The following is a 20,388-nucleotide window of genomic DNA, read 5'->3' as shown; positions in this document are numbered from 1 at the left end:
CCTGAGTCGCCGTCAGAACGCTATCCACTCACTGGACGTGGTCACCTCGTCGAGGAGGTCGGGGAGGGGCTCCGTGCCGAGTCCCGGGCCGGTGGGGACGTCGAGGTGGCCGTCGTCCAGGACGAACGGCGCGGTGATGTCGGTGGCGAAGTAGCGGTGCGAACCCGAGGTGTCGCCGGGCAGCGTGAAGCCGGGCAGGGCCGCCAGCGCCACATTGGCGGCGCGTCCGATGCCGGTCTCCAGCATGCCGCCGCACCAGACCGGTATGCCGTGGGCGCGGGCGATGTCGTGGATGCGGCGGGCCTCCAGATAGCCGCCGACCCGGGCCGGTTTGACGTTGATGACGGAGCAGGCGCCCAGGGAGATCGCCGCGGCCGCGTGGGCGGCGGACTCGATGGACTCGTCCAGGCAGATCGGGGTGCGCAGGAGCTCGGCGAGCCGGGCGTGCTGGACCATGTCGTCGTTGGCGAGGGGCTGTTCGATCAGGAGCAGGCCGAACGCGTCGAGCGCGGCGAGGTGTTGGGCGTCGACGAGGGTGTACGCGGCGTTGGCGTCGACCTGCAACAGCAGGTCGTCCCCGAAGCGTTCGCGGACGGCGCGGACGGGTTCGACGTCCCAGCCGGGTTCGATCTTCAGCTTGATGCGTACGTAGCCTTCGGCGACGTACTGCTCCACAGCGTCGAGGAGTTGAGGTATCGAGTCCATGATGCCGACGGAGACTCCGCACGGGACGCGGTCGCGGGCGGCACCGAGATAGGCGCCGAACGATTCGCCGCCGACGCGGAGTTGGGCATCCAGGACGGCCGTTTCGAGTGCCGACTTGGCCATGTGGTGGCCGGTGAAGTGTTCCAGGGCGCGGCCCACGGCGGCGGCGTCGACACCGCCCTTGGGCAGGGCGGGGACGAGGAACCGGCGCAGGACGTCCTGGGCGCCGTCGACGTATTCGCCGCAGTAGCGGGGCTCGGACATGGCGGCGCACTCGGCCCAGCCCTCCCCCTCGGAGGTGACGACGCGGACGAGGAGGACGTCGCGGCTGGTCTCGACGCCGAACGACGTGCGGAACGGCGCGACGAGCGGCATCGCGATCCGGCGCAGTTCGATGCCGGAGATCCTGATCTTGGTCACTGGTTGCTCCCGAAGGGCTGGGGTGCGGAGGGGGTGGGGGCGCGGTGGACGAGGTAGCCGCGCCGGTCGTGGCAGCCGAGCACGCGGGCTCCGCCGTCGAGCAGCTCGCCCAGGGTGTGCCGTACGGCGAGCCGCCAGGCGTGGGCGGCCGCGGGGTCGGTACGGCGCAGTGCCTCGATGTCGTCCGGCAGGTCGACGAGGACGAACTCGGCGTCGGTGGAACGGAGTTCGGGGTGGCCCCCACGGTCGACGACCGCGTGGGCCGTCCCTGCGGGCAGCGTGATGCCTGCGTGGCCGGGCGCGGGCTGCGGGGCGCACAGGTCCCACGCGGCGAGGAGCCGGTCGGATTCGTCGCCGCCGTTGATGGCGTCGTCCATCGCGCCGTAGAAGGACCGCAGATACTCCTCAGGGCGGGCGCCGAGCTTCGTCAGGTTGAAGTGGGCGTTGCGGCGGATGAGGGGGTCGTAGGTCCAGGTGATGCGCTTCAGGCCGCGGTCAAGGGCCCATTGACGCTGGTGCTGTTTGAGGGCGAGACCGGCGCCGTGGCCCGGGGTGGCGCCGGTGATGTGGGAGTGCAGGGTCGTGCCCGCGGGTTCGCCGTAGAACGCGACGGACGCGCCGGTCAGTCGGCCGTCCGCGTACGCCCCGGCCACGTAGTTGCCCGCGTGGGCAAGGGCGCACATGACCTCGGCGGAGACCGGGGCGCCGCCCGGCTGCGTGCCCCAGATGTCGGCGAAGAGACGGCAGACGGAGTCGAACTCCTCCATGGTGTGCAGTGCGCGGATGTCGAGGTGGTTCACAGCATCGCTCCGACGAGGTGGGCGAGGAGCTGGGCGCGGGGCGGCATGGTGGCGGTGACGACGTGCTCGTGGTCGGCGTGGGCGCCGTCGCCGACGGCGCCGAGGCCGTCGAGGGTGGGGCAGCCGACGCCCGCCGTGTAGTTGCCGTCGGACGCGCCGCCGACCGCCGCCTGCTGGAGGGGGCCGAGGCCGAGGCGGGTGGCCACGTCGCGGGCCAGCGTGAACAGCTGCCGCGCGGCGTCGGCGTCCAGGGGCGGGCGGTTGGGGCCGCCGTCGACGTGCAGGCGGGCGCCGGGGTGGTGCGGTGCGAGGGCGTTGATGAGTTCGTCGGCCGCGTGCTGGGCCGCCGTGCTGGGGACGCGGACGTCGATGCTCAGCCGGGCGCGGGCCGGGACGGTGTTGGTGGTGGTGCCCGCCGACATCACCGTGGGCGTGATGGTGGTTCCCGGCCCGGTGCGGGCGGTGACGGCATCGGTGATGGGCCGGAGGGCGAGGAGGTGGTGGGCGATTTCGGTGGCGGCGTTGATGCCCTTCTCGGGGTCGAGACCGGAGTGGGCGGCGCGGCCGTGGACGGTGAGGTCGTAGTGGGAGACGCCCTTGCGGCTGGTCTTCAGGGCGCCGCCGGTCGCGGACGGTTCGAGGACGAGGGCGGCCCGGCAGGCGCGTGCCGTGTCCTCGATCAGGGCGCGGGAGGTGTCCGAGCCGACCTCCTCGTCGCCGGTGACCAGGACGCAGAGTCCGTCGAGCGAGGGCAGCAGGGCCAGTGCGTGGAACATCTGGACCAGGCCCGCCTTCATGTCGAAGACGCCGGGGCCGCGGGCGATGCCCTGCTCGACCGAGAACGGGTGGGTCTTGAGGGTGCCGAGGGGCCAGACGGTGTCGTGGTGGCCGAGGAGCAGGATGCGCGGGGTGCCGAAGCTCCACCGCACATGGGTCACTCCGCCGATCGTGATCGTCTCCGCCCTGCCGCCGAGCAGTCGGCGGCCCTGCTCGGCGACGACGTCGGCGCTGGCGGCCACGGCCGCGTGGTCGGCGGAGTACGACTCGCGGGACACCAGCTCTTCGAGGTCGGCGAGCATGGCCTCCAGGGGCGGCGGCGCGGGCTGGGATACGTCGTTGACCTGCACGGGTGGGTCCTCCAGAGGGTGGGATGACGCCACGCTATGCAGGCCCCGGAGGGCGGAGTTGGTAGGTGGATCACAACCTCGGGGACGTTTTCGTACGGAGCGACGAACGCACACTCATCGGGCCGTCGTCGTGCGGCCGTCGGGTGCGGTCTCCCCTCCGTCGTCGTACAGGCCCATCAGGCGCAGTTCCAGCATCGCGGCGAAGCGTACGGAGGGGTCCCGCAGGTCGATCTGTCCCACTTCGGCGACCCGGCGTATGCGGTAGCGGAAAGTGTTGTGGTGGACGAAGACGCCGGCCGATGCCGCGATCACGTCGCCGAACGCGTCGAGCCACGCCCGCAGCGTCTCGACGAGATGGGCGTTGTGCCGACGGTCGTAGGCCACCAACCGGGCGAGGGGGCCGGACAGTTCATCGCGGTGGGTGGCCGCGAGGTCCTTCATCTCGATCAGCAGCGCGTCGATGTAGACGTCGCCGATCGCGGCGACCCGCCGCGCTCCGTGGCCGCCGCACAGCACGCGCAGCGCCCGGTCCGCGTTCGCCCGTGACCGGGCGAGGGCCGCGGGCTCGGAGGCCACCGAGCCGATCCCGATGACGGCGCCCGTGCGTTCTCCGGTGCGCTCCAGGAAGTTCGCCGCCACCTGCACGGCCCGTTCCCGCGCGGGCGCCGAGTCGTCCGGGACGGGCAGGAGGACGTAGGCCACATCGCCGAGGAGCGCCACCGCCGAGCGCGGCTGCACGGCCGTCAGATGCACGGCCAGCGCACTGGTCAGGCGCTGGCGTTCGGCTGCGGCCTGGGCGTGGTCGGTGCTCGCGGCGGGTGCGAGGCCCAGGGCGAGGACGAGGAGGGGTGCGTCGGCGAGTCCGAGGCGGCCCAGCGCCTCGACCGCTCCCGGACCGCCCTCCAGCGCGCTCGTCACCAGGTCGGCCCGCAGCCGGTGCTCGGCGTCGGTGCCCGCGCGAAAGCGCAGCATGTGCAGGGCGACCAGCTTGGCGGCCTCCTTGAAGGCCGCCTCCCGCTCCGGGGTGAGGGGTTTGCGGAGCGTCGCCCACACCGAGCCGAGGATCTCGTCGCCGGCCCGTACGGCGATCGCTACGCGCGGCAGCGCGACCTCGTCGCCCAGGGTGGGCGGCGGGATGTGCACCGGCTGCTCGCTGCGGTACAGCTCCTGGAAGACGCCCTGCTCCTCGTGGAGACGCAGATAGCGCTCGGGCACCCGGCGGGCCAGGATGCTCGCCACCCGCGGCGGGTCCGCCTCGTCCTGGCGCCCGGAGAACGCCAGGATGCGCGAGCGGCGGTCCTCGATGGTGATCGGCGCGTCCAGCAGGGTCGCGACCGCGTTCGCCAGCGCGAAGAGGTCACCGGACGGCAGGCCGCCCAGGGTCTGCTCGCCGCTCTCCCCCACGTCCCCCTCGGACAGCAGGGTCCGCAGCATCGCCGCGAGCTGGGCCCAGGAGGCCCCTCGGGTGAGCGCGAGCACCGCGACGCCCGTCTCGGCGGCCACCGCTTCCAGGGCGCCGCCGTTCTCGACGGGACCGCGTACGACCAGGGCCGCGGCGCCCGCACCGGCGAGTTCGCGCAACAGCCGCGCGGTCTGCTCGGCTCCGTGCACCCCGACCCCGAGCACGATGGCCCGCTCCGGATGGTGCTGCTCGTCGTGCGGGTCGTGGATGCCGACGCCGCCGAGTTCTCCGGCGGCCTCGGGGTCGCCGTGCAGCAGGTCGAGGAGGGCGGGGCCGAAGTCCTCGAGCACCCGGCTCAGACTGCGGGCGGGGCGCGTCGCCATGTGCCTGATCATCTCCGCAGGTTAGGACCGGTCCGACCCTGCGCGGTCGTACGTGCGAACGAGATTACGCGACCGTTCCTGTGCCCCGGAACGAACCCCGGATGAGACGACCGCCACAGCCGGTGCGCCGCATTGCGTGGACCACGGGATCCCTACTAGGCGTGCCGTGCCTGGCCGAGGGGTCTGGATCACGCCAGATCACGCCACTTCGCGGCCGCCGAACGCCCGATCATCAGGGCACCTGGCCCAGCGGACGGTGGACACGACAAGATATCGTTTACGAGCGGCGACCAACTGGTGCTTTTCAGCTACCAGTTGGCCGAAAAGCGTGCCATGAAGCCTGCCGCAGCCGAAGGGAAGCCAGGAAGTGCAGATGAGTACGGTGAGACAGGTCGGGCCCACAAGGCGGCCCCGATGCGCCCACTGGCTCGGCTCCCCCGCCACGCCTGCTCCCCCGGCCGCCCGTCAACCCGTGCGGCTCCTTCCGTAGTTGGCACCCCGCCACCCCCGGCGATCCTCCCGGCGCGACCGTTCCCCCTCGGGCCGTGCCGGGCCCCGACAGCTCAAGGACACCCGTGATCGGCCCGCACCCGCAACCTCCGCCGGGCAGGGCGACCCGGGTGTCCGGCCGGCCGTCGGCGGGCCATGCGCGTCATGGCCGATCGCGTGCAACGAGTACCGCCGCACACCGGACGGACCACCGGCCGGGGCCCCTCCCGCTCCCGCCGCAGTCACCCCCGTCCGCTCCGCGGCACTCGGCTGCCTCACCCCCTTTAACCCCCGTAGAGGACGTGATGACAGACCTGATACAGGCCACCACTGTGGTGCCCTCAGTTCTGGCCCTGGCCGCCGGCGGCGCGGCCTGGCGATTCTGGGACCAGTACCGAGGCGAGCGCGCGACGAGCGGCCGCCTCCGTGCCGAGGTCGAGGAGATCGCCGGGCGCCAACGCGCCACCGAGGACGTGCTGGTGCAGCTCGCCAACGGTGTGATTCCCCGGGTGGGGGCCGAGGCCGAGCGTCTTGGCACCGGCCACGGCGTCGACTTCGAACTGCCCGAGCCGCTGGTGCGCACGGTGCTCGCGCAGCGCCTCACGGAACTGGCCAACTCCGCCGCGCATACCGTGCGCAAGGTGCAGTACGACGCCCAGACCAGCACCAGCGTGCAGATCGCCGAAGCGCAGAAGAACGCGCAGGACGAGGTGGCCCGCGCCCGCGAGTCCGCCGAGCACTCCAGCCGGGCGGCGGTGCGCGCCGTCTCCTCCGCGATGGTGGGCATGGCATCGAAGCTGAGCCAGCGGGTCAGCCACGGTGTGCGGCGGCACGAGGGCGACGAGGCGTACGAGACGCTGGTCGGCATCGACCACCCCACCCAGCAGATGCTGCTCGTCGCCCAGAACTACGTGGTCCTGTCCGGCGGCAAGCTGTCGCGGCGCTGGCCCGCCACCCCGATGACCGATGTGGTGCGGGCCGCCATGGGCAGCATCGAGGAGTACGAGCGGGTCGAGCACCAGGAACTCGGGGTCGCGGTGACCAGCCGGGCGGTCGGGCCCGTCGTGCACGCGCTCGCGGTGCTCCTGGACAACGCGGTCCGCTACTCCCCCTCCTCCGCCCGCGTGCACGTGGGCTTCCAGGAGGGCCACCACGGGGTCTCGGTCATCGTCGACGACGCCGGTCTGCGCATGAACGAGGAACAGCTCACCTGGGCCAGGGAAATCCTGACCGGCACGCGGCGCGACGACATCAACCAGCTCGGCGCGCATCCGCAGACCGGCCTGCGGGCGGCCGCGGCCCTCGCCGCCGACTACGGCTTCCGGATCGACCTGGAGGCCCCGAACCCGTTCGGCGGCACCCGCGTGTACATGTTCCTCCCCAAGAGCCTGCTGACCACGGCCGCCGCTCCCCCGCCTGCGCCCGCGCCGCAGGCCGAGCAGGCCGCCCCCAAGCGCACCACCGCAAGCGGGCTGACCGTCCGGTCGCGCAAGACCGCTCCCGCGACCGCACGACCCGCGACGCCCACGTCGGAGGGCCAGGCGGCGCCGGGCCGGCCCGCCATCGCCGCCGCCTGGGCGAAGGGCACGCGCAGCGCGCGCACCGAAGACCCGACCACCACGCACGAAGGAGCCTGACCGTGACGACCGGCAACGAACTTGGCTGGCTGCTGGACCGATCGCTCGGATCCCTCGACGGCGTCCAGCACGCGGTCCTGATGAGCTCCGACGGTCTGCTGCACTCCCGGACGGCAGGCATCGGGCAGGACGACGCGGAGAAGTTCGCAGCGATCACCGCGGCCGTCCGCGCCGCCGCGCTCGCGTACGACGAGGAGACCGGCGGCGGGGGCACCCGGCAGGCCCTGATCGAACTCACCAACCACGTGGGCCTGATCACCCAGGCCGGGGGCAACACCATGCTGTCGGTGCAGACGAGCGGCCCCGACGCCGACATCGGCCTGATCACCCATCACATGCTGGAGCTGGCCCAGCGCGTGGGGCACGAGATGAAGGTCGCCCCGCGGGCGCCTTCCGGCGAAGGCCTGCCGACGACGTGAGCGGGCCGCGGCGAGACCCGGACCTGGTCAGACCCTACGTCCGTACGGACGGGCGTGTTCGCGCCAACCCGGATGTGCGCCTGGAGACCGTGGTGCTCGCCGCGAGCGGCTCGACCGAGGGCCTGGGTGCGGACGCCCGGCAGGTGATGGGCCTGTTCGCCCGCGCGGAGGGCGGTGGCCTGGCGGTCGCGGACATCGCGGCCGCCCTGGAGTTCCCGCCCTCCACGGTGCGCATCCTCGTCTCCACCCTCATCGACGAAGGCATGCTGACCCGCCCCGTCGCGGCCAGCGACGACCAACCCGAAACCGATCTGCTCCAGGAGGTACTGCGTGGTCTCCGCGCCCTCGTCTGACGGCCTCATCTATGTGCCCCCCGGCGTGACCCGGTCCGCGAAGATCGTGATCTCGGGGAGTTTCGGCGTCGGCAAGACGACGTTCGTGGGCAGCGTCTCCCAGGTGCCGCCGCTGCGCATGGAGGAGCGGATCACCCAGGCCAGCGCCGGGGTGGACGACCTGGCACGGACACCGCGCAAGACGACCACGACCGTCGGCATGGACTTCGGGCGCCTGCACCTCAGCGACGCCCTCGTCCTGTACCTGTTCGGCACCCCGGGCCAGGACCGCTTCCGGCCCATGTGGGCGGGCCTGACCGAGGGTGCCCTGGGAGCCCTCGTCCTGGTCGACACCCGCAATCTGGAGGCCTGCTTCGAGATCCTCGCGCTGCACGAGGAGCAGGGCACGCCGTACGCCGTGGCGATCAACCTGTTCGACGGTGCCCCGCACTACCACCTGGACGAGATCCGCCAGGCCCTCGACCTGGACCCGCACACGCCGCTGACGACGTGCGACGCGCGGGAACGCACCTCCAGCGTGCTGGCCCTGATCACCCTCTGCGAGCACCTGTCCGACCTGAACGCACCTGCTTTGGAGCCCCGACCGTGACCAGCCCCACCACGACCGACGCGACCCCGGAGCGCCGGATCGCCCTGCACGAAGCCGAGTTCGCGTCCGACCCGCACGCCGCCTACGCGCGGATGCGGGCCGAGTTCGGTCCCTTCGTCCCAGTGGACCTCATCCCCGGGGTGCCCGCGACCCTCGTCATCGGTTACGCCCAGGCCCGGCGCATACTCAACGACCCCCTGCGCTTCCCCGCCGACCCGCGGGTGTGGGAGCAGTCCGTCCCCGAGAGCTGCCCGGTCCGGCCGATGATGGAGAGCCGCCCCAACGCGCTGCGTTCGACCGGCCCCGCGCACACCCGCTACCGCTCGGCGAACACCTCGGCGATCAACGGCGTCGACCAGCACGAGCTGCGCGCCCTCGTCGAGCAGGTCGCCGACGCCACCATCGCCGAGTTCCGGGACGCCGACGGCGCCGATCTGCTGACCCAGTACGCCTGGCCCATCGCCTTCCGCGTGCTCAGCGCCCTGCTCGGCTGCCCCGACGAGATGGGCCGCCGCATCGCCGACGGCATGGCCAAGATCTTCGAGGGAGTGGACGCCGCGAGCGGCAACCAGATCCTCTCCCAGGCCGTCGCGGACCTGGTGGCCCTGCGCCGGCGCCAGCCCGGCGACGACATCACCTCCCGGCTCCTCGCGCACGACGCGGCCCTCGACGACATCGAGATGGCCCACCAGCTCGTCACCCTGTACGGCGCGGGCATCGAACCGCTGACCAACCTCATCGCCAACACCGTCCTCAGGGTCCTCACCGACGACCAGTTCTCCGGAGACCTGCACGCGGGAGGCTCCTCGATCCGTGAGGCGCTCGACACGGTGCTCTACACCGACCCGCCCCTGGCCAACTACTGCATCAGCTATCCGCCGCACCCCGTCGACGTCGACGGATTCCTGCTGCCCGCGCACCAGCCGGTCCTCATCTCGATGACCGCCTGCAACAACGACCCCGCCCTCGGCGACCAGCACACCGCGAGCAACCGCGCCCACCTGTCGTGGAGCACGGGCCCGCACGCCTGCCCCGCACGACCGCACGCCTACCTCATCGCCGAGACGGCCATCACCCACCTGCTCGACGCGCTGCCCGAGATGGACCTCGCCGCGGCCCCCGACGAGCTGGTCTGGCGCCCCGGACCGTTCCACCGGGCACTGACCGCACTGCCCGTCAAGTTCCCCTCCGCCGTATCCCTCTGAAGGGACGTCCCCCATGGTCCAGACCACGCAGGCGATCACCCTCGACCCCACCGGGGCCCACGCACACGACGAGCACCGGCAGTTGCGCGGCCACGGCTGCGCCGTCCGCGTCGACATCCTCGGCGTGACCGCCTGGTCCGTCTCCGACCCCGCTCTCCTCAAGGAGCTGCTGACCAGCCCGAGCGTCTCCAAGGACGCGCGCGCCCACTGGCCGGAGTACGACGACGCGATCCAGCGCTGGCCGCTGGCCCTGTGGGTCGCGGTGGAGAACATGTTCACCGCCTACGGGGCGGACCACCGGCGCCTTCGGCGCATGGTCGCCCCCGCCTTCAGCCACCGCCGCATCGCCGCGCTGCAGCAGGACATCGACACCGTGGTCGCCGACATCCTCGACGGCCTCGATGCCCTGCCGCACGGCGAGACCGTCGACCTGCGCGAGCACCTCGCCTACCCGCTGCCGATCGCCGTCGTCAGCCGGCTCATGGGCGTACCCGCCGAACAGCGGGACGGCTTCCGCCAGGTCGTCGACGGCGTCTTCGACACCACGCTGACCGCCGAGCAGTCCGAGGCCAACACCAAGGCGCTGTACGAGGCGCTCCAGGCGCTCATCGCCGCCAAGCGCACCGAGCCCGGCGACGACATGACCTCCCTCCTGATCACCTCGCGCGACGGGGACGAGGAGGGCGGCCTGTCGGAGGACGAACTGCGCGACACCCTGCTGCTGATGATCAGCGCCGGGTACGAGACCACCGTCAACGTCATCGACCAGGCGATCACCCAGCTGCTCAGCCACCCCGACCAGCTCGCGCTGCTCCGGGACGGCCGGGCCGACTGGGCCGACGCCGTCGAGGAGACCCTGCGCCTCGAACCGGCGGTCAGGCATCTGCCCATGCGGTTCGCGGTGACCGACATCGAACTCCCCGACGGCAGGACCATCCCCCGGGGCGAGGCGATCCTCGCCTCCTACGCGGCCGCCAACCGTCACCCCGACTGGCACGGCGAGAGCGCCGACACCTTCGACGTCACCCGCACCGTCAAGGACCACCTGGCGTTCGGCCACGGCGTCCACTTCTGCCTCGGCGCCCCGCTCGCCCGGCTCGAGGTCGCCACCGCCCTGCGACTGCTCTTCGACCGGTTCCCGCGACTCGAACTCGCCGTACCCGCCGAGGAGTTGCAGCCGCTCGGCTCCCTGCTCAGCAACGGCCACCAGGCCCTGCCCGTCCGCCTCAGGGGTGCCACCGCCTGAACCGCGGCGGGTGGCCCCGGGAGGCGACTCCCGGGGCCACCCGCGCTGCGTCTCAGACCGTGTAGGCGGTCCAGCCGACGGTCTCCGTGGTGTGCGTGCCATCGCTTTGGACGCCGTTGTTGCCCGTGCTGTAGAGCTCGTTGATGCGAATGAGGAAGCCGGTCTCGTTCACGTCGGCCAGCCGGATGCCCGGCGTGTCGGAGCCGTTGAAGGTCTGCACCGTGGTCTGCACGATGACGGTCGAGCCGGCCGGGAACGGGGTGGGGTAGTCGACCTGCGTGAAGGTGCTGGTGTTGCCGCTCTTCGTTTCGACCGGTTGCTGCGAGGACAGTTCCAGCCTGCCAGTTTGGATCATGCTCATGGCTTTGGTCTTCCTCTCGGTCCGCCGAAGGCGCCGACGGACGCTCGGGGTTGGCGCAGGGACAAGCGCATTCAAACGTCATGCCTGACGCCCCGAAAGGTGTCGTTTGCGCCAGTAGCGGAGATAAGGCGGATGGTGTGCGGTTTTGGCTGGATCCGGACGCGCTGTTGTGTGCGGATGGGCCGGACAGGACGGGCAGCGGGGCCGAGGCGGTGCCGACTCCCCCGACGCCGGAACCGGAACCGAACCGGAACCGGCACCCGCACCCGCACCCGCACCCGCACCCGCACCGCCGAACGAACTGCTGTGGCCTCTCCGGCCATCGTCGGCCGGGCCCGGAATGCGGTGCGGGTGCGGCAGGTTGCATCCGGCATGAAAGCCATGGGTGTCCTTGATTTCGGCGGTCCTGACGTGCTGCGGGCCGTGGAGCTGCCCGAACCGGAGGCGGGCCCCGGCGAGGTCCGCATCCGCGTGCACGCGGCCGCGGTGAATCCGACCGACGTGCTGCTGCGAACCGGCGGTCACGCCGTCCGCATGCCCGACCGCCGGCCCCCGTTCGTGCCCGGCATGGACGCCGCCGGTGTGATCGACCAGCTCGGCCCCGGGGTCGACGACCGGCTCGCCGTGGGCCAACGGGTGGTCGCCATCGTGCTGTTCACCGGACCGCGCGGCGGAGCGTACGCCGAGCGGATCGTGGTGCCCGCCGCCTCGGTGGTACCCGCGCCCGAAGGGGCGGACTTCCCCGCCGCGTCGACCCTGCTCATGAACGCCATGACCGCACGCATCGCCCTGGACACGGCGGCCGTGCCGCCCGGCGGGACCGTCGCCGTGACCGGTGCGGCCGGTGCCGTCGGCGGGTACGCGGTCCAGCTGGCCAAGGCCGACGGCCTCACCGTCGTCGCGGACGCCGCCCCGCACGACGTCGACCGGGTGCGCGGATTCGGCGCCGACCACATCGTCGAGCGCGGTACCGCTGTCGCGGCCCGCATACGCGCACTGGTCCCCGACGGTGTTCCCGCCCTCGTCGACGGCTCGATGCAGACCACCGAGACCCTGCCCGCCATCGCCGACGGCGGGACGCTGGTCGAACTGCGGGCCTGGTCGGGCCCGGCCGAGCGCGGCATCCGCGTGGAACCGGTGATGGTCACGGACGGCATCACCGACACCGAGCGCCTGGACACGCTGCGCCGCCAGGCCGAGGACGGCACCCTGACGCTGCACGTCGCCGAGGTGCTGCCCGCCGAGAAGGCGGCCAAGGCCCACCGCATGCTGGAGGCCGGTGGTCTGCGGGGCCGGTTGGTGCTCGACTTCTCCTGACGGCGGGGCGCGTGACGTGCGTCGGGACGACGTCAACTACCGCTTCCGGGCGGGTTCTTGGCGGACCCGCCCGGTAGGACCGCTCAGAACCCGCGCCAGATGTTGTCGAACGCCGCGTCCTCGACCACCCTGCGCTGCCGTACGCCCTGCAGCTCCTGCACGGCGTCCCCGACCGCGGCCAGCACCGACGTGACCGCGTCACCGGCGAGTTCCGGAGCGTCCTCGTCCGGCTGCTCCGCACCGATTCCGGCGGCGGCCGCCAGCGCGGCGAGCACGGGTTCGCCCGCCGCCCAGCGTTCCTCCGCCCGGCGCCCGGCCGCCCCGTCGACCGGCTCCGTCCGCCCGGCCCGCAGCCCGGTCCGACGCCCCCGTGGCCGTTCCGTCACTCCCACCCGCTCCAGGTCGTCGACGTACGCCGAGGACAGCCCGCGGCCCCGACGCCACAGCCACTCCTCGACCGACTCGTACGGCTCCTCCCGTACGAGCGCCGCGACCGCCTCGTCCAACAGGCGGTCGCCGGTGGGGACTTGGGCACCGGGCACGATGCGGTCGTCCTCGACGGCCAGGGCCTTGGCCCCGATGAGGTCGAGCACCTCGGCTCCCGCGAGCGCGAGCGACAGCTCGCCCTGCTCCACGGAGCGGTCGGGTGTCGCGCCCAGGGCGACGATCGCGAGGTCCTGTGCGGTGGTCATGTGCGGCTCCAGGTCAGTTGGCCGAGTGCGGGGCGAGAGCGCCGGGGGCGACCCCGGCAGACCGCCCTCCCCCGATCATTCTCGCCGCCCTTTGCGCGTTAGGCACCCTGTTGCGTCCCTGTTCCGCCCCTGTTCCGCCCCGTTGCGTCAGGGCCGGGGCGCCCGCTTGTACCCGGCGCCGGGACCGTGCGTGGATCTTTGTGGCTTCTGCCAGTACGACGGTCGGCCGGGGTGCGGGAAGACTGCCCGCCAGAGGCCGCGGCTCCCCTTACGGACGGGGGCCGCGGCCCTTGACCTGACGAAACGCACGGGAGGACAGCACGGTGGGCGTTCAGCAGTATGACGAGATCGGTGAGGCGTACGAGGGGTTCAAGGCCCAGCCGCTGGAGCAGTACGCCGTGGTGCCGGGCTTCCTCGGCATGGTCGGGGACGTGCGCGGCAAGTCGGTCCTCGACCTGGCCTCCGGCACGGGCTTCTACAGCAGGGAGTTCAAGCGCCGCGGCGCCACGGACGTGCTCGGCGTCGAGATCTCCGGTGAAATGGTGGCCGTGGCAAGGCGGTTGGAGGAGAGCGACCCGCTCGGCGTGCGCTACGAGGTGGGTGACGTGGCCGAACTGCCTTCCGCCAAGCGGCGCTTCGACATCGCCATCGGCGTCCAGCTGCTCAACTACGCGGAGGACGCCGCGACCATGGAGCGGATGTGCCGCACCGTGCACCGCAGCCTGGCGCCCGGTGCCGAGTTCTTCATCCTCAACCAGTCCCCCGACTACCGCTTCGACGGTCCGTCCATGGGCAAGTACGGCTTCACCTGCGAGCTGACCGGCGAGGAGGCCGAGGTCGGGCCGCGCGTGCGCGTCACGGCGCTGTTCGACCCGCCGGTCGGATTCGTCACCACGCGCCCGCGCCGCGAGGTCTACGAGTCGAGTCTGCGGGCGGCCGGCTTCAGCGAGCTGACCTGGCTCCCGGTGGACGTGTCCGACGCCGGTCTGCGCGAGTTCGGCGCGGACTACTGGGCGGACTTCCGCGCCAATCCCCCGATGGAGATGCTGCGCTGCCGCGCTTGAGCATCCGGACGGGACAGGCGCCTGCCGAGGAGGGCCCCGGGCAGACACGCGCTTGCCGTAGAGGGCGCCCGTGCCGACACTGATCCCATGATCAGGGCAATACGGGAACCACTGCCGGGCGGCGGACTCGTCCTCGCCGTGCCCGAGGGCGTTCCGCCCGTGCCCGCCCTGCGCTTCGAGCGGTCGACGGACCGCGAGTGGGTCCTCCGGCAGGACGAACTGCCGCTGATCCAGGCCAGGTCGGAGGGTGACGGCTGCTGCCGCGACCTTCGTCTGCACCGCCTGCCCGGCCACCGCTCCCCGCTGCCGCCCCTGTCCGCCGCGACACTGCGGTCCGGGCCGAACTGGCCACACCAGTACGCGCGATGGCTGACGGAAACGGGGCACGGCCCGCTGCACCCCGGGCGCTGGCGCCTGACCGAACGCACCGCCTTCGCCCCGGGCATCTGGAGCTGCGACCTCATCAGGGACTGGCCGGACGCGACCCTCGAACTGCTCTGCGGGGGCGGCTGGCACGGCGTCCTGCCGCTGCGCCCGCTCCCGGAACCGGACGCCCCGCGCGTCAAGGCGTACCGCAAGCACGCCCGCGAGGGCACCCTCGCCCCCGTCCTGTTGTGGTGGGTGTCCTTCCTGGACGGCTGGGTGCTCCTCGACGGCCACGACCGGGCCGCGGCCGCGCTGTCGGAGGGCCTGCAGCCGCCTTGCGTGGAGCTGGTCCGCGTACCGGACGACGCCGCCTGGCGGGCCACCGCCGCCGAGGTCACCGAGGCGCACGAGCAGCGGGTGGCGCGGCTGGCCGCACACCCCGCGGGCCCGCACACCGCGCGCCAGCGGCAGGCCATCGACCGGGGTTACGCCGACGTGCTCTCCACCCTGCCGTACGACGCGGACACCACGCCTCTGTTCGCACGCGCCCGCGAGTGACCCCGGCGTACGGCGTCAGCGGCGCGACCCGCCGCCCCCGGAGGGGATGAACCGCGCTGCGGCCGCGTGGTGCTGGGCGCGGAGCTGGTCGTCGGCGGTCCAGTGTGCGATGTCCTGGAGCGCCGCGAATTCGCGCTCCAGCGTGGTCGCGGACGTGGTGCGGGTGTCGGTGCTGATGGTGACCGGCAGGTCCTGCCGCAGGAGGGCCGTCGCGGGGTGTTCGAGGAGGCTGGGCACGGCGCCGGTCTGGACGTTGCTCGTGGGGCACATCTCCAGGGCGATGCGGTCCCGCCGCAGCCGGTCGAGCAGGGCGGGGTCGTCGGTGCAGCGGACGCCGTGGCCGATGCGCCGCGCGCCGAGGACGTCGATGGCTTCCCACATGCTCTCGGAACCGGCGGCCTCACCCGCGTGCACCGTGCAGGGCAGACCGGCGGCGTGGGCGAGCTCGAACGCCTCGCGGTGGCGCCAGGCGGGGTGGAGCGCCTCGTCCCCCGCCAGGTCGAGACCGACGACGTCGGCCGGGTGGCGCAGCGCGGTCTCGGCGACCGCGAGACTCTCGTCGGGGTTCTGCTGGCGCAGGCAGCACAGCAGGATTCCGGTGCGTACTCCGGTCGCCGCGCGGCCGACGGCGAGCCCCTCGGCGACGGCCCGGACGGCCTCGTCCTGGCTCATGCCGTGCCGACCATGGAGCTGCGGGGCGAAACGGACCTCTCCGTGGACGACTCCGTCGTGGTGCCAGTCCTCGACGAGTTCCCGGGCGGCGCGGCGGAGGGCGTGCGGCGTCTGCAGGACCTGGAGCGGCAGATCGATATAGCCGAGGAACTTCGTCAGGCTGCCGCAGGTGGCGGGGGCGACGGCCAGCTCCTCGACGGGGCGGTCCAGGGCGATGCCCTGTTCCTGCGCGAGGTCGCGGATGGTGCCGGGGCGTACGGAACCGTCGAGGTGACAGTGCAGTTCATGGCGCGGCGGTGCCGTGGGGGTCTCGGGGCTCATGGCTTCTTTCGCGTGGGCTGGGGTGAAGGGCTTCGGCGGGCCGACGGTGGGGGCGGTGCTGACGGTGCGGACGGTGCGGGTGTCGAAGAACAGCCTCTCGCACCCCGGATCGCGGGAATCCCTGTCGGCGGAACGGAGTTGCTTACGATCACGACGAGTTCAGCGGGGTGGACCGATGTCCGCCCCAGGAAGCAGGGAGGGACGGGAGCCGATGAGCCTTCGTCAGTTCGAGTACGCCCTGGCCGTTGCCGAGGAAGGCTCGGTGACGGCGGCGGCGGAGCTGCTGCACGTGGCTCAGCCTTCGGTGTCCCAGCAGATCCGCGGCCTGGAGCGGGAACTCGGCGTGGAGCTGTTCGCCCGTACGCCGACCGGACTCGTGCCCACGCTGGTCGGCCGCGCGTTCCTGCGGGAGGCGGAGGTCGCGGTGAGCGCGTCGCGGCGGGCGAGGGCGACGGCGCGGGCCGGTGCCGACGAGCTGGTGGGCGAGGTGGTGGTGGCGGCCCAGATGGGCTTCGGCACACGGCAACTGCCGGGCGCCCTCGGAGCGTTGCGCCGCCGCTTCCCGCGCCTTGAGGTCAGCGTCTTCGAGGAGCCCAGCTCCGCCGAGCTGGAGCGGCTGTGCCGCCGGGGTGTCCTCGACCTCGCCCTGATGGCGGCGTGCGAGCGGAGCCCCGCCGACGCCCACCTCCTCGGCGGCGAGGAGTTCGTCGTGGTCCTTGCCGCCGGGCACCCGCTGCTCGCCGCGGACCGGGTCCAGCTGCGGGATCTCGCGGGCGAGCCGTGGGTGCGGTTCGACCGCGACAGCGCGCTAGACGCCGTACTGCTCGACGTGCTGCGGCGCAACGATCTGGCCCCGGTCACGGCCGCCCGCGTGTCCCAGACGGCGACGGCCGTGCGCTGGGCCGCCCAAGGGCTCGGCGTGACGCTCGTCCCGGCCTCCGCGGTGCCGGACGGTCACGAGCACCTCGTACGCCCGGTGTCCCCCGCCGTGTCCCAGCCCGTCATCGCCGTGCTCCGGTCCGGCCCCGGCCCGGCGGGTGCGGCCCTGCTCGACCTCCTGGGCAAGGAGACCTGGTCCGCGTCCGCGCCCTTCTCGCCGGTGACCTGACGACCAAGAAGGCGTGCGCCGCCGCGTCCTTCCCGGCGGGGTCAGAGCTGCGTGGCGCCACCGTCCACGGCGAACTCGGCGCCGGTGGTGTACGTGGCGTCGAAGGCGAGGAACGCGGCCGCCCGTGCGATCTCCTCGGGGGTGCCGAAGCGCCGCATGGGATTGTCCGCGACCCGCTCCGCCTTGAACCGCTCGGCGGCCTCTGCTGTCATCGTCCTGTCCAGCGCTCCCGTGTCGACGGGGCCCGGGCTGACCGCGTTGACACGGATGCCGCGCGGCAGCAGCTCACGGGAGAAGCTGCGCGCCATCGAGCGCAGCGCCGCCTTGCCCGCCGCATAGACGCTGGAGTCCAGCAGGCCCATGACGTTCGCGACCGAGGTGGTGAGGACGACACCGGCGCCCTCGCCGAGCAGCGGGGCGAGCTTCTGCACGGTGAAGTAGGCGCCCTTGACGTTGGTCGCGAACAGCTCGTCGTACGTCTCCTCGGTCGTCGACCCGAAGGGCGTGAGGGTCGCGATGCCGGCGTTGACGAACAGGGCGTCGACCGTGCCGAGTTCGCCCTTCACCCGCTCGGCAAGCGCGTCCAGGTCGGACAGTGAGGACACATCGCCCCGGACCGCCAGCGCGTTCCTGCCGAGCCGCTCCCGCGCGGCGTCGAGCGTGGCCTCGGAACGACCGGTGATCATCACCCGCGCTCCGCCGTCCGCAAGGAGCTCGGCCGTCGCGAACCCTATGCCGCTGCCGCCCCCGGTGATCACTGCATTCTTGTCGCTGTACTTGCCCATACCAAGATTCCTTCATGATGTCGCTCAATAGTCGTGGAAAAGGCGCTTCGAAATGCTGGCGGTGTCAGCCCCTGGGGAATTCCCCGCCGTCCACGATGAGATTGCTCTCGGTCAGCCAGCTCGCCCGGCCGGAGACGAGGAACAGCACGGCGTCGGCGATGTCGTCGGGCCTTCCTTCGCGCCCCAGCGGCACGGCGGGGATGTCGTTCTGGCCCTGCGCCGGGTTCAGGCGCGCCCACTCCTCGCGCGTCGCTTCGCCGCCGGGGGTTGCGACCCGGCCGGGAGACACGGTGTTGACCCGGATGCCGAACGGCGCCTGCTCCAGGGCCAGTCCCTTGCTGTAGGCCTCCAACGCCGCCTTCGCCGCCACGTAGTGCAGGAACGGCGCCACCGGAGTGAGGACCGCCGCCGACGAGATGTGCACGATCGCCCCGGAACGCCGCTCCCGCATGCCAGGCACCAGCAGCGAGTCGAGCCGCACCGACGCGAGGAAGTTCAGGTCCAGCGCGTCCTGCCACTCCTCGTCGGAGATGGCCGCAATGCCCGCGTGCGGTCCCGCACCGCCCGCGTTGTGGACCAGGATGTCCACCCCGCCGAGCGTCTCCTGCGCGGCCGCGGCGATCGCGTCCGCGCCCGCTCGTGTCCGCACGTCGGCCGCCACGAAGGAGGCCCCCTGCGGCGCCGTGCCGGTCGCCGACCTGGCGGTCGTGAGCACCTCGGCGCCCGCGGCGAGGAGTTGACGTACGACCGCCGCTCCAATGCCGCGCGTGCCGCCCGTGACCAGGGCGCGCTTCCCCGCGAATTCGCCCGTTCCTGCATAGTTCCCGATGGCGTTCATGTCATTCGCCCTCTCGATCGCGTGATTGTTCCGCTCGACGAGAATTCACGGTAGATCTCGGGAAGAACGAGGAGCAAAGACGTAATTCCAGTACGTGCCATAGGGAACTCCTATGGCACCGCCGCCCGGAGTGACCGGCTCCCCCGTCGGTAGAGATCGGTGGCGAGGGCGATCGCGGTGTGCGTGGCCGGGTGGGTTTCGTGGGTGCGCCAGATGAGGTGGACGGGGACCGGGGCGGCGTCGCGCAGTGGGCGGTAGATGATGCCGTCGCGCCGGTACTGGGCGGCGGTCGCCTGGGGTGTGAGGCCGATGCAGCGGCCCGTGGCAATGGCGGCGAGCCAGTCGTCGATGTCGTGGATGTACTCGACGGCGGGCCGCTCGTGTGCGGGCCACAGGTCGAGGGTGGTGGTCCCTGTGCGGCGGTCGATCGCCAGGGTGCGGCCGAGGACTTCGTCCAGGCGGATGCTGCGGCGCCGGGCCCAGGGGTCGTCGGAGGCCAGCGCGACGTGCCGGGTCTCGTGGCCGATCAGTGCGTGGGACCAGGCGGTGAGGTCGCGTGGGGCCCGGACGACGGCGAGGTCGCACCGTCCTTCCGCGAGGCCTCCGGTGGGGCTGTTGTAGCGGATCAGGCGCAGCTCGGTCTCGGGGTGGTGTTCGTGCCAGCGGCGCTGGAACTCGGTGGTGTGGCGGCCGAAGGCGGACCAGGCGTGGCCGATGTGGAGGCGGGTGTGGCCGATGGTGGCCTCCCTGACGAGTTCGTCGGCACCCGCCAGCAGGATGCGCGCGCGGGCCAGCACCTGTACGCCCTCGGGGGTGGGGGCGACGGAGCGGCTGGTGCGGTGCAGCAGTCGTACGCCGAGGACGCCTTCGAGCGCGGTGAGGGTCCGCGAGACGGCGGCCTGGGAGATGCCGAGTTCATGGGCGGCGTCGGTGAAGCTCCCGGTGTCGATGATGGCGACCAGGCACCGCAGGTGTTTCAGTTCCAGCGCGCCGGTCTTGTGCCCCAAGTCATCCATGCGCTCAGCGTATAGACGGGGTCGCGCATGCATTTTGCGCATGCCGAACGGCGTCTCATCGTGAGCGTATGAAGCCAGCGCCTCGTGAAGGCATGCAGCCCGCGTCCTCTCCCGTACCCGGAACCACCACTTCCTTTCGTACGCCCATGAGTTCGCGGGCCGCGGAGGTGCGGGGTCCCGGTCGGCGTTCGGGTCGCTGGGGCGGGATGGCGCTGATGCTGGGCAGTGGTCTGTCGAACCAGAGCGGGGCCGCGGTCGCGACGTTCGCCTTCCCCGTGCTCGGGCCCGTCGGTGTGGTGGCGGTGCGTCAGTGGGTGGCCGCCGCCGTGCTCGGGGCGGCCGGTCGACCGCGGGTGCGGAGGTTCACCGCGGCGCAGTGGCGTCCGGTGCTCGGCCTCGCGCTGGTGTTCGCCGCGATGAACTTGTCCCTGTACACGGCGATCGACCGGATCGGCCTCGGCCTCGCCGTCACGCTGGAGTTCCTCGGCCCGCTGACCGTGGCCCTCGCGGGCGCG

At 72.3% G+C, this 20,388-nt stretch carries 21 protein-coding genes; 11 read left to right on the top strand and 10 right to left on the bottom strand.

Going from position 1 to position 20,388, the window contains the following annotated elements:
* Window positions 1-12 precede the first annotated feature (12 nt).
* The 4 genes from menC to ACFWZ2_RS12685 form a co-directional block, all read right to left on the bottom strand.
* Window positions 13-1,116, bottom strand: a complete 1,104-nt coding sequence (gene menC / locus ACFWZ2_RS12700) for an o-succinylbenzoate synthase (protein ID WP_384545243.1) — start codon at window positions 1,114-1,116, stop codon at window positions 13-15.
* Between the two features lie 5 nt (window positions 1,117-1,121).
* Entirely contained in the window at window positions 1,122-1,925 is an 804-nt protein-coding gene (locus tag ACFWZ2_RS12695) for a GNAT family N-acetyltransferase (protein ID WP_384545074.1), read from the bottom strand.
* Window positions 1,922-3,004: a M20 family metallopeptidase gene (locus ACFWZ2_RS12690; protein WP_384545242.1), complete on the bottom strand. Its 1,083-nt coding sequence runs from the start codon at window positions 3,002-3,004 to the stop codon at window positions 1,922-1,924. Before ACFWZ2_RS12690 ends, ACFWZ2_RS12695 begins: the two co-directional genes overlap by 4 nt.
* A gap of 162 nt (window positions 3,005-3,166) precedes the next feature.
* On the bottom strand, window positions 3,167-4,849 hold the full coding sequence (locus ACFWZ2_RS12685) for a PucR family transcriptional regulator (protein ID WP_384545073.1): 1,683 nt from the start codon (window positions 4,847-4,849) through the stop codon (window positions 3,167-3,169).
* Window positions 4,850-5,631: 782 nt separating this feature from the next.
* On the opposite strand from ACFWZ2_RS12685, the gene ACFWZ2_RS12680 reads away from it, so the two are divergent.
* Genes ACFWZ2_RS12680 through ACFWZ2_RS12655 form a run of 6 tightly spaced genes read left to right on the top strand, consistent with a single transcriptional unit; the run spans window position 5,632 to window position 10,775 of the window.
* A complete protein-coding gene (locus ACFWZ2_RS12680) occupies window positions 5,632-6,963 on the top strand; it encodes an ATP-binding protein (protein ID WP_384545072.1) in 1,332 nt (443 codons plus the stop codon).
* A gap of 2 nt (window positions 6,964-6,965) precedes the next feature.
* The gene (locus ACFWZ2_RS12675) at window positions 6,966-7,382 is read left to right on the top strand and encodes a roadblock/LC7 domain-containing protein (protein WP_384545071.1); all 417 of its coding nucleotides are present in this window, start codon (window positions 6,966-6,968) and stop codon (window positions 7,380-7,382) included.
* Window positions 7,379-7,735 carry a DUF742 domain-containing protein gene (locus tag ACFWZ2_RS12670; RefSeq protein WP_384545070.1) on the top strand — a complete coding sequence of 119 codons (357 nt, stop codon included), beginning with the start codon at window positions 7,379-7,381 and terminating at the stop codon, window positions 7,733-7,735. Before ACFWZ2_RS12675 ends, ACFWZ2_RS12670 begins: the two co-directional genes overlap by 4 nt.
* Window positions 7,713-8,324 (top strand): ATP/GTP-binding protein, encoded by a 612-nt coding sequence (locus ACFWZ2_RS12665; protein ID WP_384545069.1) that lies wholly within the window; start codon window positions 7,713-7,715, stop codon window positions 8,322-8,324. The genes ACFWZ2_RS12670 and ACFWZ2_RS12665 overlap by 23 nt, the downstream gene beginning before the upstream one ends.
* Window positions 8,321-9,529 carry a cytochrome P450 gene (locus ACFWZ2_RS12660; RefSeq protein WP_384545068.1) on the top strand — a complete coding sequence of 403 codons (1,209 nt, stop codon included), beginning with the start codon at window positions 8,321-8,323 and terminating at the stop codon, window positions 9,527-9,529. Before ACFWZ2_RS12665 ends, ACFWZ2_RS12660 begins: the two co-directional genes overlap by 4 nt.
* A gap of 13 nt (window positions 9,530-9,542) precedes the next feature.
* Complete coding sequence (locus ACFWZ2_RS12655; protein ID WP_384545067.1) at window positions 9,543-10,775, top strand: cytochrome P450; 1,233 nt, start codon at window positions 9,543-9,545, stop codon at window positions 10,773-10,775.
* 52 nt (window positions 10,776-10,827) lie between these two features.
* Here the strand turns inward: ACFWZ2_RS12655 and ACFWZ2_RS12650 are convergent, their stop codons facing one another.
* Window positions 10,828-11,136 (bottom strand): hypothetical protein, encoded by a 309-nt coding sequence (locus ACFWZ2_RS12650; protein WP_384545066.1) that lies wholly within the window; start codon window positions 11,134-11,136, stop codon window positions 10,828-10,830.
* Window positions 11,137-11,508: 372 nt separating this feature from the next.
* On the opposite strand from ACFWZ2_RS12650, the gene ACFWZ2_RS12645 reads away from it, so the two are divergent.
* The gene (locus tag ACFWZ2_RS12645) at window positions 11,509-12,453 is read left to right on the top strand and encodes an NADP-dependent oxidoreductase (protein WP_384545065.1); all 945 of its coding nucleotides are present in this window, start codon (window positions 11,509-11,511) and stop codon (window positions 12,451-12,453) included.
* Between the two features lie 83 nt (window positions 12,454-12,536).
* Here ACFWZ2_RS12645 and ACFWZ2_RS12640 read toward each other — a convergent pair whose 3' ends face one another.
* Window positions 12,537-13,145 carry a GPP34 family phosphoprotein gene (locus tag ACFWZ2_RS12640; protein ID WP_384545064.1) on the bottom strand — a complete coding sequence of 203 codons (609 nt, stop codon included), beginning with the start codon at window positions 13,143-13,145 and terminating at the stop codon, window positions 12,537-12,539.
* Window positions 13,146-13,468: 323 nt separating this feature from the next.
* Between ACFWZ2_RS12640 and ACFWZ2_RS12635 the strand changes: the two genes are divergently transcribed.
* Together ACFWZ2_RS12635 and ACFWZ2_RS12630 are read left to right on the top strand one after the other, a co-directional pair.
* A complete protein-coding gene (locus tag ACFWZ2_RS12635; protein ID WP_384545063.1) occupies window positions 13,469-14,209 on the top strand; it encodes a class I SAM-dependent methyltransferase in 741 nt (246 codons plus the stop codon).
* Between the two features lie 87 nt (window positions 14,210-14,296).
* Window positions 14,297-15,133 carry a hypothetical protein gene (locus ACFWZ2_RS12630; RefSeq protein ID WP_384545062.1) on the top strand — a complete coding sequence of 279 codons (837 nt, stop codon included), beginning with the start codon at window positions 14,297-14,299 and terminating at the stop codon, window positions 15,131-15,133.
* Window positions 15,134-15,148: 15 nt separating this feature from the next.
* On the opposite strand, the gene add is transcribed toward ACFWZ2_RS12630, so the two are convergent.
* Window positions 15,149-16,126: an adenosine deaminase gene (gene add / locus ACFWZ2_RS12625; protein ID WP_384545061.1), complete on the bottom strand. Its 978-nt coding sequence runs from the start codon at window positions 16,124-16,126 to the stop codon at window positions 15,149-15,151.
* 211 nt (window positions 16,127-16,337) lie between these two features.
* On the opposite strand from add, the gene ACFWZ2_RS12620 reads away from it, so the two are divergent.
* On the top strand, window positions 16,338-17,234 hold the full coding sequence (locus tag ACFWZ2_RS12620) for a LysR family transcriptional regulator (RefSeq protein ID WP_384545060.1): 897 nt from the start codon (window positions 16,338-16,340) through the stop codon (window positions 17,232-17,234).
* A 41-nt stretch (window positions 17,235-17,275) separates the two neighbouring features.
* Here the strand turns inward: ACFWZ2_RS12620 and ACFWZ2_RS12615 are convergent, their stop codons facing one another.
* The 3 genes from ACFWZ2_RS12615 to ACFWZ2_RS12605 form a co-directional block, all read right to left on the bottom strand.
* Window positions 17,276-18,019 carry an SDR family oxidoreductase gene (locus ACFWZ2_RS12615; protein ID WP_384545059.1) on the bottom strand — a complete coding sequence of 248 codons (744 nt, stop codon included), beginning with the start codon at window positions 18,017-18,019 and terminating at the stop codon, window positions 17,276-17,278.
* 64 nt (window positions 18,020-18,083) lie between these two features.
* Window positions 18,084-18,857, bottom strand: coding sequence for an SDR family oxidoreductase (locus ACFWZ2_RS12610; RefSeq protein WP_384545058.1), 774 nt, complete (start codon window positions 18,855-18,857; stop codon window positions 18,084-18,086).
* A 110-nt stretch (window positions 18,858-18,967) separates the two neighbouring features.
* Window positions 18,968-19,873 carry a LysR family transcriptional regulator gene (locus ACFWZ2_RS12605; RefSeq protein WP_384545057.1) on the bottom strand — a complete coding sequence of 302 codons (906 nt, stop codon included), beginning with the start codon at window positions 19,871-19,873 and terminating at the stop codon, window positions 18,968-18,970.
* Between the two features lie 146 nt (window positions 19,874-20,019).
* Here ACFWZ2_RS12605 and ACFWZ2_RS12600 point away from each other — a divergent pair.
* Window positions 20,020-20,388 (top strand): DMT family transporter (locus tag ACFWZ2_RS12600; protein ID WP_384545056.1); only part of this gene is annotated, 369 nt, incomplete at its 3' end.

It is taken from the genome of Streptomyces sp. NPDC059002 (assembly GCF_042740435.1).
GTDB lineage: Bacteria > Actinomycetota > Actinomycetes > Streptomycetales > Streptomycetaceae > Streptomyces.
This window is presented reverse-complemented; position numbering and strand designations above follow the sequence as displayed.